Source organism: Streptomyces sp. NPDC017202 (assembly GCF_044331705.1).
Lineage (GTDB): Bacteria > Actinomycetota > Actinomycetes > Streptomycetales > Streptomycetaceae > Streptomyces.
Genome location: NZ_JBIRNP010000021.1, coordinates 91,179 through 107,164, shown reverse-complemented (window position 1 = coordinate 107,164; position 15,986 = coordinate 91,179). Strand labels below are relative to the sequence as shown.

General features: G+C 72.6%; 14 protein-coding genes and 1 pseudogene. 11 read left to right on the top strand and 4 right to left on the bottom strand.

Features of this window, described 5'->3' with window-relative positions; translation table 11 throughout:
• Positions 1–167: 167 nt before the first annotated feature.
• Positions 168–941, top strand: a complete 774-nt coding sequence (locus ACH4N1_RS29235; protein WP_398101815.1) for a TetR/AcrR family transcriptional regulator — start codon at positions 168–170, stop codon at positions 939–941.
• Here ACH4N1_RS29235 and ACH4N1_RS29230 read toward each other — a convergent pair.
• Complete coding sequence (locus ACH4N1_RS29230) at positions 929–2,431, bottom strand: LVIVD repeat-containing protein (RefSeq protein WP_398101812.1); 1,503 nt, start codon at positions 2,429–2,431, stop codon at positions 929–931. The genes ACH4N1_RS29235 and ACH4N1_RS29230 overlap by 13 nt on opposite strands.
• A 200-nt stretch (positions 2,432–2,631) precedes the next feature.
• Between ACH4N1_RS29230 and ACH4N1_RS29225 the strand changes: the two genes are divergently transcribed.
• The gene (locus tag ACH4N1_RS29225) at positions 2,632–3,273 is read left to right on the top strand and encodes a DUF305 domain-containing protein (protein WP_398101809.1); all 642 of its coding nucleotides are present in this window, start codon (positions 2,632–2,634) and stop codon (positions 3,271–3,273) included.
• A 296-nt stretch (positions 3,274–3,569) separates the two neighbouring features.
• Complete coding sequence (locus ACH4N1_RS29220; RefSeq protein ID WP_398101806.1) at positions 3,570–4,970, top strand: nucleobase:cation symporter-2 family protein; 1,401 nt, start codon at positions 3,570–3,572, stop codon at positions 4,968–4,970.
• On the opposite strand, the gene ACH4N1_RS29215 is transcribed toward ACH4N1_RS29220, so the two are convergent.
• Positions 4,890–5,243, bottom strand: coding sequence for an ArsR/SmtB family transcription factor (locus tag ACH4N1_RS29215; RefSeq protein WP_398101803.1), 354 nt, complete (start codon positions 5,241–5,243; stop codon positions 4,890–4,892). The two genes, ACH4N1_RS29220 and ACH4N1_RS29215, sit on opposite strands and share 81 nt — an antisense overlap.
• Positions 5,244–5,362: 119 nt before the next feature.
• On the opposite strand from ACH4N1_RS29215, the gene ACH4N1_RS29210 reads away from it, so the two are divergent.
• Positions 5,363–6,442 (top strand): NADH:flavin oxidoreductase/NADH oxidase, encoded by a 1,080-nt coding sequence (locus ACH4N1_RS29210; RefSeq protein WP_398101800.1) that lies wholly within the window; start codon positions 5,363–5,365, stop codon positions 6,440–6,442.
• Positions 6,443–6,665: 223 nt separating this feature from the next.
• On the opposite strand, the gene ACH4N1_RS29205 is transcribed toward ACH4N1_RS29210, so the two are convergent.
• On the bottom strand, positions 6,666–8,054 hold the full coding sequence (locus ACH4N1_RS29205; RefSeq protein WP_398101797.1) for a PHB depolymerase family esterase: 1,389 nt from the start codon (positions 8,052–8,054) through the stop codon (positions 6,666–6,668).
• Positions 8,055–8,370: 316 nt separating this feature from the next.
• Here ACH4N1_RS29205 and ACH4N1_RS29200 point away from each other — a divergent pair, with 316 nt between their 5' ends.
• From ACH4N1_RS29200 to ACH4N1_RS29185, 4 genes and pseudogenes are all read left to right on the top strand, one after another.
• Positions 8,371–9,177 (top strand): pectate lyase, encoded by an 807-nt coding sequence (locus ACH4N1_RS29200; protein WP_398101794.1) that lies wholly within the window; start codon positions 8,371–8,373, stop codon positions 9,175–9,177.
• Positions 9,178–9,516: 339 nt separating this feature from the next.
• A pseudogene (locus ACH4N1_RS29195) lies at positions 9,517–10,083 on the top strand (DNA alkylation response protein); the annotation flags it as partial.
• A gap of 160 nt (positions 10,084–10,243) precedes the next feature.
• Positions 10,244–11,287 (top strand): medium chain dehydrogenase/reductase family protein, encoded by a 1,044-nt coding sequence (locus ACH4N1_RS29190; protein ID WP_398101791.1) that lies wholly within the window; start codon positions 10,244–10,246, stop codon positions 11,285–11,287.
• A gap of 281 nt (positions 11,288–11,568) precedes the next feature.
• Positions 11,569–12,150, top strand: a complete 582-nt coding sequence (locus tag ACH4N1_RS29185) for an SRPBCC family protein (RefSeq protein ID WP_398101886.1) — start codon at positions 11,569–11,571, stop codon at positions 12,148–12,150.
• A gap of 15 nt (positions 12,151–12,165) precedes the next feature.
• Here the strand turns inward: ACH4N1_RS29185 and ACH4N1_RS29180 are convergent, their stop codons facing one another.
• Positions 12,166–12,738, bottom strand: coding sequence for a hypothetical protein (locus ACH4N1_RS29180; RefSeq protein WP_398101788.1), 573 nt, complete (start codon positions 12,736–12,738; stop codon positions 12,166–12,168).
• A 278-nt stretch (positions 12,739–13,016) separates the two neighbouring features.
• On the opposite strand from ACH4N1_RS29180, the gene ACH4N1_RS29175 reads away from it, so the two are divergent.
• From ACH4N1_RS29175 to ACH4N1_RS29165, 3 genes are all read left to right on the top strand, one after another.
• Positions 13,017–14,102: a WD40/YVTN/BNR-like repeat-containing protein gene (locus ACH4N1_RS29175; protein ID WP_398101785.1), complete on the top strand. Its 1,086-nt coding sequence runs from the start codon at positions 13,017–13,019 to the stop codon at positions 14,100–14,102.
• A 73-nt stretch (positions 14,103–14,175) separates the two neighbouring features.
• On the top strand, positions 14,176–14,853 hold the full coding sequence (locus ACH4N1_RS29170) for a uracil-DNA glycosylase (RefSeq protein ID WP_398101782.1): 678 nt from the start codon (positions 14,176–14,178) through the stop codon (positions 14,851–14,853).
• Positions 14,850–15,857, top strand: a complete 1,008-nt coding sequence (locus tag ACH4N1_RS29165; protein ID WP_398101779.1) for an N-acetylglucosamine kinase — start codon at positions 14,850–14,852, stop codon at positions 15,855–15,857. The genes ACH4N1_RS29170 and ACH4N1_RS29165 overlap by 4 nt, the downstream gene beginning before the upstream one ends.
• Positions 15,858–15,986 lie beyond the last annotated feature (129 nt).

Sequence of the window (15,986 nt, the reverse complement as noted above, 5' to 3'; positions counted from 1 at the left end):
ACCCCAGAAAAGGTGCCTCAGGAAACCATCGGGCGGGAAGTGCGCCCACTCTGGACGATCCCCCGCGTCGCCCAGAGCAGGCGGCTCCCGGCGCGCCTCCGCAACGGAGCCGGCCGGGCTGCGTTGAGTATAGTTGGCTGGCAGCCAGTCAACGCAGGAGTTACAGGATGTCCCCGCGCAGCGCCTCGGTCAATGAAGAATTGCGTCGGCGTTCCCGGGAGCGGCTCCTCCAGGCGGCCGTAGAGCTGGTCAGCGAGCGCGGGTACGAGGCGACGACGCTCGGCGCCATCGCGGACCGGGCGGGATCGGCCCGCGGTCTGGTGTCGTACTACTTTCCGGGCAAGCGCCAGTTGGTGCAGTCGGCCGTGCACCGGCTGATGCACCGCACGCTGGAGGAGGCGCTGGAGCGCGAGCCGCGGGTCGAGGACGGCCGGGAGCGGATGGCGCGGGCCGTCGACGCGATCCTGGGGCTGGCCCGGGACCGGACGGTGCTGATGCGCCAGCACATGGCGGGACTGCTCCAGGCGGAGGGGTTCGTGCAGTGCCCCGAGCAGCGGCGGCTGGCCGAGCTGCTGCGGGACACCGTGGTCCGGCACGGCTCGTCGGACGTCGACGCCGATTACCCGATGCTGCGCTCCCTGCTCATGGGCGCCGTCTACGCGATGGTGCTGCCGAACGTGGGAATGCCCCTGACGCCGCTGCGGGCCGAGCTGTTCACGCGGTACCGGCTGGACTGGGCCCAGGGGGTCCCGCCGGACACCGAGGCGCCCGGCGGGACGTGTGACACCGATTTCTCACGCTTCTTCGCGACGGGCCGGCCGACCGCGTCCGATCCGGGGCCCGCGGATCCGCCGGATCCGCCGGAACCGGCGGACCGGACGGGGCCCACGGAACAGACGGAGCCCGCGGGCGGGCCGAAAGCCGTCGATCAGTCGAAGTAGTCCGGCTGCGTCTGGACGTTCAGCTCACGCAGTCGCACGTGCTTCGCCGGGTCCGTGCGCCGGTCGTCGATCTTCAGCACGTCGAAGCCCTTGGCGATGTCGTTCGAGTAGATGTAGCCGTTGTAGTAGTACGCCGACCAGGGGCCGGCGGTCGTCAGCCGCTCGGTGTCGACCGGGCCGCGCTCGAAGTAGGCGATCTCCTTCGGGTGGGCGGAGTCGGTGAAGTCCCAGACGGAGACGCCGCCCTGGTACCAGGCCTGGACCATGATGTCCTTGCCCTTGACCGGGATCAGCGAGCCGTTGTGCGCCACGCAGACCTCGGTCGGGGCCTGGGGACGGTCGATCTTGAAGTAGCTGCGGAAGACGAGCTTGCGCTTGTCGCCCTTGCCGGCGATGTCGTAGATGCCGTCGGCGCCCTTGTCCGGGCCGATCTCCGCGGTGCAGGTGGCCGCGCCGCCGCCGCCCAGCTCGTCGGTGAAGACGACCTTGTTCGCCTTCTGGTTGAAGGTCGCCGAGTGCCAGAACGCGAAGTTCACGTTGTCCTGGACCTGGTCGATGACCTTCGGGTTCTCCGGGTCCTTGATCGAGAACAGGATGCCGTCGCCCATGCAGGCGCCCGCCGCCAGGTCCTTCTCCGGCAGCACGGTGATGTCGTGGCATCCGGTCGTCTTGGAGACGCCGGGGTTGGTGGGCCCGCCCGGGTTGCCGCCGCCGTCCGGCCCCTCACCCGGGAACAGCACCGGGAAGTTCACGATCGCGGCCTTCTCCGGCGCCTTGCGCGGCACCTTGATGATCGAGATGCCGTCGTGCGGGGGCTGGCAGTCGGGGTAGGCCGCGTTGGGCGAGTACGACGAGACGTAGACGTAGACGTTCTTGCGCTCGGGCACCAGCGTGTGGGTGTGCGAACCGCAGGCGGTCTCGACGGCGGCGACGTACTTCGGGTTCGCCTTGTCGCTGATGTCGAAGACCTTCATGCCCTCCCACGAGGACTTCTCGGTCGCGGGCTGCGTGGTGCTGTTGCAACTGCTGTCGCTGCGCGAGGAGTCGGTGGACAGGAACAGCAGGTCGCCGGAGACGGAGACGTCGTTCTGCGAGCCGGGGCACAGCACCTGGGAGACCGTCTTCGGGGCCTTCGGGTCGCTGATGTCGAAGACGCGGAAGCCGTCGTAGTTGCCGGAGAAGGCGTACTTGCCCTGGAAGGCCAGGTCCGTGTTGGTGCCGGGCAGCAGGTCCTTGGGGATGTTGGCGAGGTGCTCGATGTTGGCGGAGTGGACGATCTCGTCCTGGCCCGGTATCTCGCCGTCGGCGATCGCCTCGGCCACGTCGGCCTGCGCCTTCCGGGACACCTCGCGCTCCACGGCCGGGCCGTCCCCCGGGTCGGGGGTCGCGGCGGCCGGCACCGCCGAGAGCAGCGTGGCCAGGAGTCCGGCACAGGCCGCGACAACTCCCAGCCGTCTGTGCCGCGTTCGGGATTCGTTCAACAGGGTCACTGCGTCCTCCCTAGTCGCCGTCCGCAGGGAACGGTTCACGGTCCCCCGAAGTATCGTCTTCATCATGCACAGATCAATAGTCGGCAACGCACTTGTCATGAATGTTTTCGATCAGTGAGGCGCAGACTCGTACCAGGACGGTCCCGGATCGTCCGTCCGCCCATGGCCGGTTCTGAACTCGCCAGCACCTGGAGGTCGTTGTGCCCGTCCGCCGTGCGTCCCTTGCCGCAGCCGCGCTGTTCGCCCTGGCCCTGACGGGCTGCGACGCCGGGTCGGACTCCGGGTCGGGCGCGGCCGCCGGGCCGTCGGTGATCGTGCCGGGGAAGCCGGGGGAGCCCAACCGGACGCTCTCCGCGCAGGACGCGGCGGAGCAGCGCGTCGACGACGACACCCCCAACCGTGCGGACATCGACTTCGCCCGGATGATGATCGAGCACCACCGCCAGGCCCTGGAGATGACCGGACTCGCCGCGGAACAGGGCGAGTCGGCGAAGGTCAAGGCGCTCGCCTCCCGGATCACCGCCGCACAGGGCCCGGAGATCGAGGCCATGGAGAGCTGGCTGGCGACCTACGACGAGGAGGGCGGCGGCGCGGGTGGCGGACACAAGCACGCCACGATGCCCGGGATGGCGACCGAGACGCAGCTGAAGAAGCTGCGGGCGGCGAGCGGCAAGGCCTTCGACCAGCTCTTCCTGACCTTGATGATCACTCACCACGAGGGGGCCGTCACCATGGCCGCGGACGTCAAGGCGCAGGGGAACAACGTACGGATCGAGGAGATGGCCGACGACGTCGTCGCGGAGCAGACGACGGAGATCACGCGGATGCGCGCGATGCTCTGACGCCCACTTCGCGGGAACTCCGCCGCACGGCGTGCCGGGCGGGCCGGGGCGGCACGGGGCGCCCGACCGGGGCGGGACGTGGCGAAGCTCCCGGACCGGGCCGCGCTACGCCGCGCCGCACTGCGCTCCGGAGCGGGGCCGACGCGGATCGGTGTAAGGGACACACAGCGGCAACGTCCGCGAAATCAACAAACTGTTCAAGCCTCGTACGGTCTCGTGCTGTCCGGATGTCGCCCCTCCACTCCCCCACACCCACACCCACACCCCCCGTCTCCCGCCGCCGCCCTGGAGTGCCCATGGCCACGACCACGCCCGTTCATCCCGTCGACGAGGTGCCACCCGCACGGCAGTTGGCCGCATTCGGCCTCCAGCACGTGCTCGCGATGTACGCGGGCGCGGTCGCCGTGCCGCTGATCGTGGGCGGCGCGATGAAGCTGTCACCCGCCGACCTGGCGTATCTGATCACCGCCGATCTGCTGGTGTGCGGCATAGCCACGCTCGTCCAGTGCGTGGGCTTCTGGCGCTTCGGCGTACGGCTGCCGATCATGCAGGGCTGTACCTTCGCGGCGGTGTCGCCGATGGTGCTGATCGGAACGACGGGCGGCGGGCTGCCCGCGATCTACGGCTCGGTGATCGTGGCCGGGCTGGCGATCGTGCTGCTGGCGCCCGTGTTCGGCAGGCTGCTGAGGTTCTTCCCGCCGCTCGTCACCGGCACGGTCATCCTGGTCATCGGTGTCTCCCTGCTGCCGGTCGCGGGCAACTGGGCGGCGGGCGGGGCCGGTTCGGCGGACTTCGGGGAGCCGGAGAACATCGCGCTCGCCGCGTTCGTGCTGGCGGTGGTGCTGGGCGTGCAGCGGTTCGCGCCGGCCTTCCTGAGCCGGATCGCGGTGCTGGTCGGCATCGTGGTGGGTCTCGCGGTCGCCGTCCCGTTCGGTTTCACCGACTTCGGCGGGGTCGCCGACGCCGACTGGGTCGGCATCAGCACGCCGTTCCACTTCGGGGCTCCCGTCTTCGAGGCGTCGGCGATCGTCTCCATGCTGGTCGTGGCGCTGGTGTCCATGACGGAGACGACGGGTGACTTCATCGCGGTCGGCGAGATGACCGGCCGCAGGGTCGACCCGCGCTCCCTCTCCGACGGCCTGCGCGCCGACGGCCTGTCGACCGTGCTGGGCGGCGTCTTCAACACCTTCCCCTACACGGCGTACGCGCAGAACGTGGGGCTGGTGGGCATGACCCGGGTGCGCAGCCGCTGGGTCGTGGCCACCGCCGGCGGAATCCTCGTCCTGCTCGGCCTGCTGCCCAAGCTGGGCGCGGTGGTGGCGGCGGTTCCGGCGCCGGTTCTCGGCGGTGCGGGCCTCGTGATGTTCGGGACCGTCGCGGCGAGCGGGCTGCGGACGCTGGCCGAGGTCGACTTCGAGGGCAACCACAACCTGACCGTGGTGGCCGTGTCGGTGGCGATGGGCGTGCTGCCGGTGGGCGTACCGACGGTCTACGAGAAGTTCCCCGACTGGTTCCAGACCGTGATGAACAGCGGTATCAGCGCGGGCTGCGTGACCGCGATCGTCCTGAACCTGCTGTTCAACCACCTTCCCCGAAGGGGTGGTCCGAGCGCCGGTTCACCCCGCGCGAAGACGCCGGGCCTCGCGGTCGGCGGCGTCGAGGACGGTGTCGAGAAGCCCCGGGAAGAGGTCGTCTAGGTCGTCCTTGCGCAGGCCGTTCATCTTGGCAGTGCCCCGGTAGACCTGCCGGAGGACGCCGGCTTCGCGCAGCACCCGGAAGTGGTGCGTGGTGGTCGACTTGGTGACCGGCAGGTCGAAGTGGGAACAGGAGAGCTCGTCGCCGTCGGCGGCGAGCTCCCGCACGATCCGCAGGCGCATCCGATCGGAGAGCGCGTGCAGCACGGCCTCCAGCCGGATCTCCTCGCGCGCCGGATGCGGAAGATCACGGCTGCTCACTGCGGGGGAGGTCACGGCGGCTCCACTTCGTCGGGAATCCCCATGGTACGAGATCCATCGTAGTTTGACACTCGACGTACTACGATGCCTATCGTATAAGTCGACCACCGGCCCCGTGACGAATGGAGTCCGCCGTGAGCGCGCTCTTCCAGCCCTACTCCCTGCGCGACGTGACGATCCCCAACCGGGTGTGGATGCCGCCCATGTGCCAGTACTCGGCCGCCCCCGAGGGCCCGCTGACCGGCGTCGCCACCGACTGGCACCTCGCGCACTACGCGGCCCGCGCGACGGGGGGCACCGGCCTGATCATCGTCGAGGCCACCGCCGTGTCCCCGGAGGGCCGCATCTCGCCGTACGACCTCGGCATCTGGAACGACACCCAGGTCGAGGCGTTCCGGCGGATCACCCGGTTCCTCGTCGGGCAGGGCACCGTCCCCGCGATCCAGCTCGCCCACGCCGGCCGCAAGGCCTCCACCGACCGGCCCTGGAAGGGCGGGGCGCCCGTGGGGCCGGAGGCGCACGGATGGCAGCCGGTGGGCCCGAGCCCGGTCCCCTTCGCCGCGACCCACCCGGTGCCGAGCGAACTGACCGCTCATCACATCGCGGAGATCGTGGGCGAGTTCCAGGACGCGGCGCGGCGTGCTCTCGCCGCCGGCTTCGAGATCGCCGAGATCCACGGCGCCCACGGCTACCTGATCGGCAACTTCCTCTCCCCGCACTCCAACCACCGCACCGACGAGTACGGCGGCTCCTACGAGAACCGCACCCGGTTCGCGCTGGAGGTCGTCGACGCCGTACGGGCCGTGTGGCCCGACGACAAGCCGCTGTTCTTCCGCATCTCCGCGACCGACTGGCTGGAGGAGGACGGCTGGACCCCCGACGAGACGGTCCGCTTCGCCCGTGAGCTGCACGCGCACGGCGTGGACCTGCTCGACGTGTCCACCGGCGGCAACGCCTCGGGCGCGCACATCCCGGTCGGTCCGGGCTACCAGGTCCCGTTCGCCGCGCGGGTGAAGGCCGAGACGCCGATGCCGGTCGCCGCGGTGGGTCTGATCACCGACGCGGGACAGGCCGAGAAGATCCTGGTCAACGGCGAGGCCGACGCGGTGCTGCTCGGCCGCGAGCTGCTGCGCAACCCCTCCTGGGCACGGCAGGCGGCCCGCGAGAGGGGCGCCGAGGTGCGGGTGCCCGACCAGTACCACCGGTCGGTGTGAGCCCTGGGCCCGGGTGCCCCGGGCACCGCGGCGCTCGTGGCACCCGGCGCCGCGGCGGTGAAGACACGGGCCCGTCTCCCGTCGGCGAACAGCCTCACCACGCCGTCGGCCGTCCTCCGCGCCCCTCCGTACCGCCGGGGGCGGGGCCCCGGTCGCGACGACGTGGCGTCGCCGCGACCGCTCTCCCGCCCCCGGACTCACGCACCGCCCGCGGCGAGCGGCATCAGCCCGGTGCGCACTGCGTCCCGTTCAGCGTGAAGGCGGAGGGCGCCCGGCTGTCGCCCGTGTGGCTCGCCTGGTAGCCGAGGGTGACGCTCGCATTCGGCGCGAGCGTGCCGTTGTACGACGCGTTCGTGGCCGTCACCGCCCCGGAGGCCGGGGTGTAGGTGGCGCCCCAGCCGTTGGTGACGGTCTGTCCGGCGGGCAGGGTGAAGCCGAGCCGCCAGCCGTTCACCGTCGAGGTGCCGGTGTTGGTGAGGGTCACCGAGGCGGTCAGACCGGTGTTCCACGCGCTGGTGGACACGGTCACCCTGCAGGAGTCCGTGGGCTGGGGGTCCGGTCCGGGCCCGCCGCCGGCGTCCAGGCCGAAGAAGGTGAGCACCCGGGCGGCCATGCCCCACGCGTAGAGGTTGTGGCCGACGCCCTGGAGACTGATGGCCTCCACCGGGGCCCGGTCACCGGTGCCGCCGTAGCGGGTGCGGGTCCAGCCGGTCTGCGGCGAGTCGGTGGCGGACGGGGTCTGGCCGATCCCCCGCACCTCGGTCCACTGCTTGATCTCCTCGCCGAAGTTGGGGTAGCGCAGCACGTCGTCCTCGGTGCCGTGCCACAGCTGCATGCGCGGCCGGGGCCCGGTGTAGCCGGGATGGGCGCCTCGCACCAGGTCGCCCCACTGCTGCGGGGTGCGGACGACGGTGCCGCCGGAGCAGGCGCTGTTCCATTCGGAGCCGTCGGTGGTGGCGAAGCAGCCGAACGGGACCCCGGCGAACGCGGCGCCCGCCGCGAACACGTCGGGATAGTCTCCGAGCAGGACGTTGGTCATCATCGCGCCGGAGGAGATGCCGGTGGCGAACACGCGCGAGGTGTCGGCGGAGTAGGCGGCGCTCACCCAGTCGATCATCGACTTGATCCCGACGGGGTCGCTGCCCCCGTCACGGCGGAGCGCCTGCGGCGAGGAGACGTCGAAGCACTTGCTGCTCCGGGTGACGGACGGGTAGACGATCACGAAGCCGTACCGGTCGGCGAGTTGGGCGTACTCGGTGCCCGAGTGCATGGCCGGGCCGGAGCCCCCGCACCAGTGCACGGCGACGAGGACGGCGGGGTGGGCGGTGACGCCGGCCGGCGCGTACACGTACATCCGCAGGTCGCTGGGGTTGGCGCCGAAGCCGGTGACCTCGGTGAGGATAGCGGGCGGGACCGCCGCCGGCACGGAGGGCGGCCGGGCGGAGGCGGTGGGGGCGGCGAGCAGGACGCCGGTGAGCAGGAGCAGCACCGCGAGTACCGAACGCAGCGCTCTCCTGAGGGATTCGGGGGTGATCACGCCGGTCCCTTCTGTTGACGGCTCGTCGTGCACGGAAGGAGGGTTCAGCGGGCGGAGTTCGTCCGGACCCCGCATAGTGGCATGGACATGCCTTCCATGGAAGCGCTCCCACGGCCTCGTTCCGCAGAGCCCCACCGGTCGGCCGTCACCGTCGGACGACTTCCGCCGTCTTCTGCGCGGGGCGTTGACTAGAAAGCGCTTGCCCTCTACGTTCCGTTCAGAAGTGTGGACGAGCCGCTCGCCGTGACCCGCGAGGCTCCACGCTGCTCGAGCAGTATGTTCAACATCAAGAACAGAGTTCACATATACGAATCACGTGTCGTTCCGGCGACGTCCGGCGCGACCACCGGAGAACTTCGACCATCCCCCACCTGGAAGAAGGCATCGGGACATGACTTCCCCAGCACACACACGCCCCCGCGGGCGCGCCCTGACGGGCTCACTGGCCGCCGTCGGCCTCGCGGTTGGCATGATCATGGCTAGTGGGGCGCTCACTCCGGCGAGCGCGGCCACCTGGCCCACCGCGAACGGCAGCCAGGCCGTCTCCGCCACCATCTCGGTCTCCGGCACCAAGGACTACGGGATGAAGCGCCTGTACGGCACGGGCGACCTGGGCAGCGGCAGCCAGGACGAGGACCAGGGCCCCATCCTGGAGCTGGCCGCCGGCGCGGTCCTCAAGAACGTCATCATCGGCGCCCCCGCGGCCGACGGCATCCACTGCAAGGGCAGCTGCACGCTCCAGAACGTCTGGTGGGAGGACGTCGGCGAGGACGCGGCGACCTTCCGCGGCTCGTCGTCGTCCAACGTCTACAACGTCGTCGGGGGCGGGGCGAAGGAAGCCAGCGACAAGGTCTTCCAGTTCAACGGCGCCGGGACGCTGAACGTCTCCAACTTCGCCGTCAAGAACTTCGGCACCTTCATCCGCTCGTGCGGCAACTGCTCCACGCAGTACAAGCGGACGATCAACCTCAACACCATCGAGGCCACCTACAAGGGCGGCAAGCTCGTCGGCATCAACACCAACTACGGTGACAGCGCGACCCTGCGGGGCATCACGATCGTCGGGGACACCAGCAAGAAGATCGTCCCCTGCCAGAAGTACATCGGCAACGACGACGGCGACGAGCCGACGACGAACGGCTCGGGCCCCGACGGCACGTACTGCAAGTACTCCAGCTCGGACGTCGTCTACAAGTAGGCCGAGCATCCCGCAGACCGGGCGTTCCCCCCACGGGCGGCCGGAGGAGGCGCCCCGCACGCGCCCCCTCCGGCCGTCACGCGCGTTCGCACGCGTTCACGCGTGCGAACGGCCATCTCCCGTTGGAACCCGACGCGGGCGGCGCGCAGCGCGGCGCCGGGCCGGTTCGCCGGCGGCAGTTCGGGGGGGCAGGGCCGGGTCGGCGAGGAGGTGGCGCACGACGGCCGCGAAGGCGGTGAAGCGGTCGGCGGGCCGATCGGCCCGCTCGAGGTGCGCGAGCAGGGCCCGGCCCCGGGCGGCCCACTCCCCCAACGACCTCAGAAGCGCCGCCAGTTCCCCGGCGGAGGTGTCCGGGCGGCATGCGGCGACGCGGGCCAGCGGGTCTTCCGGCGGATCGCGACGGCCGTCGGCACGTACCGGGTCGTCGAGCGGGAGCCGGCCTGCCCGGCGGAGGCCCTGGAACGCCTCGGCGGCAACGGCCACGGGGAGGAGTCCGGCACGCCCCGGCACCACCGTGAGGCTCCCCCCGCCGTCGATCCGGGAGGGCTCGGGCAACGTCAACGCCCTCGACACCTCGGGGCATCGGCCCGCGAACCCGCCACCGCGGACGTCTTCTTCGCCGAACTCGCCCTGGCCCACGGGGCGGATGCCCGGCCGAACGCGGCGACGGCCGGGCTCAGTTCCGGGCTCGGCGAGGTCACGCGGGCGGGAGCCCGGCGGCTCGTGGAGCGCACGGCCCTCACCCTCCCGGCGCCCTTCCTGGTCCGGCACGTGCCGCCCGCGGTCTCCGACGCCTTCCGCGCGACCCGGCTCGGCGACGCCCGGGGGCACCCCTTCGGCACCCTGCCCGACGGCGCCGGCCTGGACGGGACGCCGGGGCGGGCGCCGTCGCCCGCCGACGGCTGACGGCTGACGGCTGACGGCTGACGAGGGTCCGGGGCCCAGGGGCAGCGGAGGCCGCACGGGGGCAGCTTCAGTTAGAGGGTGTCACGAAAGCGATTGACACCCCCCTTCGCATGAGTTACAACTTATAACGAACACGAAAGCACGTAACTCAGCGGACCGCATGGAGGTCGTCGTGAACGCCGAAGAACTCGTCGAGGTCGTCCTGCCCGGCAAGGTGGAGCCCGAGGGGCTGCACCTGCGACACGGCGTCGTGCCCGCCCCCGGCCCGGGACAGGTCGTCGTCCGGATGGAGGCGACCGGGATCTCCTTCGCCGAGCAGCAGATGCGGCGCGGCCGGTACTACGACCAGCCGCCGTTCCCCTTCGTGCCCGGCTACGACCTGGTCGGCACCGTCCTGGCGTCCGGCGCGGGCGTCGAGCCGGGCCTCGCCGGCCTGCGGGTGGCCGCGCTGGTGAAGGTCGGCGGCTGGGCCAGCCACGTGCTCGTCGACGCGGCGGACGTGGTGCCGGTGCCCGCCGGGGTGGGCGCGGCGGAGGCGGAGACGCTGGTGGTCAACGGCATCACCGCCTGGCAGATGCTGCACCGCAGGGCACGGGTCCGCGCGGGCCAGACCGTTCTGGTGCACGGGGCCAACGGCGGTGTCGGCTCGGTACTGGTCCAGCTCGCCCGGGCGGCGGGCGCCAGGGTGATCGGGACCGCCTCCGCCCGCCACCACGCCGCCCTGCGGGACAAGGGCGTGGAGCCCGTCGACTACCGCACCGACGACGTCCCCGCGCGTGTCCGCGCCCTCGCCCCCGGCGGGGTGGACGCCGTCTTCGACCACGTGGGCGGCCCCGGCATCGTCGACTCCTGGCGCCTCCTCGCCCCGGGCGGCACGCTCGTCTCCTACGGCAGCGCCTCCACCCGGGACGACGAGGGCTCGGGCCGGCTCCCCGTGCTCAAGCTGCTCGGCCGGGTGTGGCTGTGGAACGCCCTGCCCAACGGGCGCCACGCCTTCTTCTTCAACGTGTGGGCCGGACGGGCCCTGTCCCGCGACCGGTTCCGGGCCCGGCTGCGCGCCGACCTCGCCCAGGTCTTCGCCGCCCTCGAGCGCGGCGAGGTCACCGCCCAGATCGCCGCCCGGCTGCCGCTCGCCCAGGTCGCCGACGCCCTGCGGCTGGCCGAGTCCGGGACCGTCGCCGGGAAGGTCGTACTCACCCCGTAGCAGCCCGGAAAGACCCTGCTCACCCCCTAGCAGCCCGCACCCGCGGCCGAGCGCCGCCGCCGTCCGCCCGGACGGCGCGCTCCACCGTCGCGCGACCGCCTCGGGCACGCGGCGCCCCACCCGATCCACCGAACGAAGGAAACCCCGTGATCAGCACGCGTTCCAGGACCTCGACGAAGTCCCGGGCCCCGCTCCAGGACCAGCCGCCGTCCTCCGCCACGCGCTCCCGAAGGGGCTCGCGCCGGGCCGCCGCGGTCGCCGTCCCGCTCGCCCTCGCCGGTGTGCTCGGGACGACGACCGCCCCGGCCGCCGAGTCCGCGCGGTCGACCCCGTCGGCCCCCGCCCGGACCGCGCACCGGGACGGGTGCCGCGGGCAGGGCGTGGACGACTCCGCCCTGATCCGGTACGAGTCCGACATCGTGATCGACGCGCCGATGAGCACCGTGTGGAAGCTCCAGACCGACGTGGAGCGCTGGCCGTCCCGGCAGCCCCCCGTCACCGGCTCGGAGCGCCTCGACACCGGCCCGCTGCGCCGGGGTTCGCGGTTCCACTGGACGACGCCGGTGCCCGCCACCCCGACGACCCCCGCCACCACCCTCGGCATCACGTCCACGGTCCAGGAGATCCGGCGGGGGCACTGCGTGCTGTGGCGCGGCCCGGCGGTCGGCGAGGGGCTGCGCATCGACGAGGGAATCCACCTGTGGACCTTCACGAAGGTCGGGGGCCGCGTCCACGTCCACACCGAGGGGACCTGGACCGGCTCCCAGGTCGAGGCGGACGTGCCCACCGCCACCGCCGCTCTCGGCGGGGGTCTGGAGACATGGCTGCACGACCTCAAGGCCACGGCCGAGGCGCGCTCCTGACGCCGGACGGCCCGCTCAGCCCGCGGGCCGTCCCCGCACCGCGTCGAACAGGGCCCACTCCACGGCCCAGCGCTCGATCCGACGGCGCTCCAGCCGGCCGCGCAGGTACCGGCCGCCGGCGCACGGCAGGACCCCCACGGTCACGCCCGCCAGGCCGCCGACGAGCCAGGCCCGCACCCGGGCCTGGGCGGCGGTGGCGGGCTCCGTGACCGGACGGCCCCGGCGGTCCGTCCACACCGTCACCGTGGTGCCGGCGGCGCTGCCCGGAGCCACCCTGACCTGACCGGTGCGGGCGGAGCCGTCGGGCGCGGTCCAGCCGGCCTCGGCCCAGACCCGTTCGCCGGAGTGCGCGGTGGCCCTTCCGGGCGCCCGCTCGGTGAGGCGTCCCGCGACCGGCCGCCACTCGGCGCGCTCCCGGGCCAGACCCTGCTCGACGGAGCGGGCGGCCGTCCAGCCGGCCAGCACGCCGCACACGACGGTCAGCACCCAGGCGCCGAGCACCACCCAGGCCTCCACCGTGTCGGAGCGCCGTTTGAGCGGATTGCGCCGCCAGCGCCACAGCCACACTCCCGGACCACGGAACGCCATCGAAGGCTTCCTCCTCATGAGCGCGTGAACATCCCGGCCGCCCTCCCATACGGGCCCGGCGGTCCGGATGCTCAGGACGAGTCCTCCGTCCCGACGGTGCCACGGACGCGGCGGGCGCGCGGGACTCCCGCCGAAGGTGGCCGACACCTTGCGGTCCCGGACCGTCGCCGCCGCGGTGACCTGCGGCGACGGCCGCTCCAGGGGTGACTGTCAGTGGCCGGGTGCAGACTGGCCGGTGGCTGGGACAAGGACGTCACAGCACAACGGAGGTGACCGGCATGACCGAGGTACTGCTCGCCGTGGGCACGCGCAAGGGCCTGTTCATCGGACGGAGGCGCGGGAGCGGCTGGGAGTTCGACGCGTCCCCCTGCTTCAACGCACAGGCGATCTACTCGGTCGCGATCGACACCCGGGGCGGCCGCACGCGGCTCCTCGCCGGCGGGGACAGCGCCCACTGGGGCCCGTCGGTGTTCCACTCCGACGACCTCGGCCGGACCTGGACCGAACCGGCGAAACCGGCCGTCAGGTTCCCCCAGGACACCGGGGCTTCGCTGGAGCGGGTGTGGCAGCTGCACCCGGCCGCCGGCGAGCCGGACGTGGTGTACGCGGGCACGGAACCGGCCGCGCTGTACCGCTCCGAGGACCGCGGGGAGAGTTTCGAGCTGGTCCGTCCGCTGTGGGAGCACCCGACGCGCTCCCGATGGGTGCCGGGCGGCGGCGGTGAGGGCCTGCACACGGTGCTCACCGACCGGCGGGACCCACGGGCGGTGACGGTGGCCGTGTCCACGGCCGGCGTGTTCCGCACCACCGACGGCGGCGCGAGCTGGGCGCCTTCCAACTCCGGTGTCTCCGCGGTGTTCCTGCCGGATCCGAACCCGGAGTTCGGCCAGTGCGTGCACAAGGTCGCGCGGGACGCGGCCGACCCGGACCGGCTGTACCTGCAGAACCACTGGGGGGTGTACCGCAGCGACGACGCGGGCGCCCACTGGACGGACATCGGCGCCGGCCTGCCGTCCACCTTCGGCTTCGCCGCCGCCGCGCACCCCCACCGCGCGGACACGGCGTACGTCTTCCCCATCAACGCCGACGCGGACCGGGTGCCCGCCGACCACCGCTGCCGGGTCTACCGCACGACGGACGCGGGCAAGAGCTGGGAGCCGCTGTCGGCCGGTCTGCCGCAGGAGGACCACTACGGCACCGTGCTGCGCGACGCGCTCTGCACGGACGACGCGGACCCGGCGGGCGTGTACTTCGGCAACCGCAACGGCGAGGTGTTCGCCTCGGCCGACGACGGCGACAGCTGGCGGCAGTTGGCCTCGCACCTGCCGGACGTGCTCTGTGTGAGGGCCGCGGTGGTCGGATGAGGCCGACGGGTGAAGCGCGGGGTCCTGGCCACCGGTTGATCGCCGCCGCCCGTACGGCAGTAGGGTGACGCCCGTGGCACCACGACCCTTGCATGAGATCGTCGAACCGGGCTGGGCGAAGGCCCTCGAACCCGTGGCCGGACGGATCGCCGAGATGGGCGACTTCCTGCGCGCGGAGATCGCCGCCGGGCGCACCTACCTCCCCGCCGGGCCCAACGTCCTGCGGGCCTTCCAGCAGCCCTTCGACGAGGTCCGCGTCCTGATCGTCGGACAGGACCCCTACCCGACGCCGGGCCACGCGGTGGGCCTGTCCTTCTCGGTGGCACCCGAGGTACGGCCGCTGCCCGGCAGCCTCGTCAACATCTACCGGGAGCTGAACACCGACCTGGGACTGCCCCAGCCGTCCAGCGGCGACCTGACACCGTGGACGCGGCAGGGGGTGCTGCTGCTCAACAGGGCGCTCACCACGGCCCCGCGCAAACCCGCGGCCCATCGCGGCAAGGGCTGGGAGGAGGTCACCGAGCAGGCGATCCGGGCGCTCGCCGCCCGCGGCAAGCCGCTGGTGTCGATCCTGTGGGGCCGCGACGCCCGCAACCTGCGTCCGCTCCTCGGCGACCTGCCCTCGGTGGAGTCGGCGCACCCCTCCCCCATGTCGGCGGACCGGGGCTTCTTCGGTTCCCGGCCGTTCAGCCGGGCCAACGACCTGCTGATCCGGCAGGGCGGTCAACCCGTGGACTGGCGCCTGCCGTGACCTCCCCCGCGGTTCCGGAACCCTCTCCCGGCGTCCTCGCCGTGGACTCGGGCGGTTCCGGACTGCGGGTGGCCCTCGCCACGCCCGACGGCGGCGCACCCGTCGTACGGTCGTCACGAAGTCCCGTGCGCACCGGCGCGCGGGGCATCGACCCCGAGCATCTGATGGCACAACTGGTGCCCATGGTGCGGTCGTTGGTGGCGGAGACCGGAGTGTCCCGGCCGGTCACGGCGGTGGTCGGCGCCGCCGGTCTCGCCACCCTCGGCGGCGCGCTGCGGGCCGAACTGCCGGGCGCGCTGGCGCGGGAGTTCGGGGTGGGCACCACCGCCCTGGCCGCCGACGCCGTCACCGCCTACGCCGGCGCCCTCGGCACCGGGCCGGGCGTCGTGCTGGCCGCCGGGACCGGACTGATCGCGATCGGCACGGACCTGACGTCCTGGCAGCGCGCCGACGGGTGGGGTCATCTGCTGGGCGACTGCGGTGGCGGCGCGTGGATCGGGCGGGCCGGCCTGGAGGCCGCCCTGCGCGCCCACGACGGCCGGTCCGGCGGTTCCGCCGCCCTCCTGGCCGGCGCCGAGGAGCAGTTCGGACCGGTGCCGGGTCTGCCCGGTCTGCTCTACCCGCGCCCCGACCGCGCCGCCGTCCTCGCCGCCTTCGCGCCCCGCGTGGCCGCCTGCGCGCCGGCCGACCCGGTCGCCGCGGACATCCTGCGCGCGGCGGCCCGGCACATGGCCGACTCGGCCGCCGCGGTCTGCCCGCCGGACGCCGGACCCCGCCCCCGCGTCGCCGTCACCGGCGGCCTCGTGGAACTGGGCGACCCCCTCCTCGTACCGCTGGCGGAGGAACTGGCGCGGCGGCTGCCGTACGCCCGGCGGGTGGCGGCCGCCGGCGATCCGCTGGACGGCGCCGTCCGCATCGCCCTCGCGCTCACGGCCGGCACGCTCGGCCTGCCGGTCGACGGGACCATGCTCTGCGTGGCCCCGCGGGTGAACGGCGCGTCATGACGGAAAAGGGGAATTGAACCCTTCAGGGGCAAGTCGCCCGCAACACACGCCGATCACTTCTGATCCGTACGTAACTCATCAGACAAAACCGGACGGATACCGCTCACCTGCACCCTCCCCGAACAGGGG

Bases quoted from the DNA above. Each gene is read 5' to 3' on its own strand.
- ACH4N1_RS29235 (WP_398101815.1), top strand. From the start codon at position 168: ATGTCCCCGCGCAGCGCCTCGGTCAATGAAGAATTGCGTCGGCGTTCC.
- ACH4N1_RS29220 (WP_398101806.1), top strand. From the start codon at position 3,570: ATGGCCACGACCACGCCCGTTCATCCCGTCGACGAGGTGCCACCCGCA.
- ACH4N1_RS29205 (WP_398101797.1), bottom strand. From the start codon at position 8,054: ATGCGGGGTCCGGACGAACTCCGCCCGCTGAACCCTCCTTCCGTGCAC.
- ACH4N1_RS29200 (WP_398101794.1), top strand. From the start codon at position 8,371: ATGACTTCCCCAGCACACACACGCCCCCGCGGGCGCGCCCTGACGGGC.
- ACH4N1_RS29190 (WP_398101791.1), top strand. From the start codon at position 10,244: ATGGAGGTCGTCGTGAACGCCGAAGAACTCGTCGAGGTCGTCCTGCCC.
- ACH4N1_RS29180 (WP_398101788.1), bottom strand. From the start codon at position 12,738: ATGGCGTTCCGTGGTCCGGGAGTGTGGCTGTGGCGCTGGCGGCGCAAT.
- ACH4N1_RS29175 (WP_398101785.1), top strand. From the start codon at position 13,017: ATGACCGAGGTACTGCTCGCCGTGGGCACGCGCAAGGGCCTGTTCATC.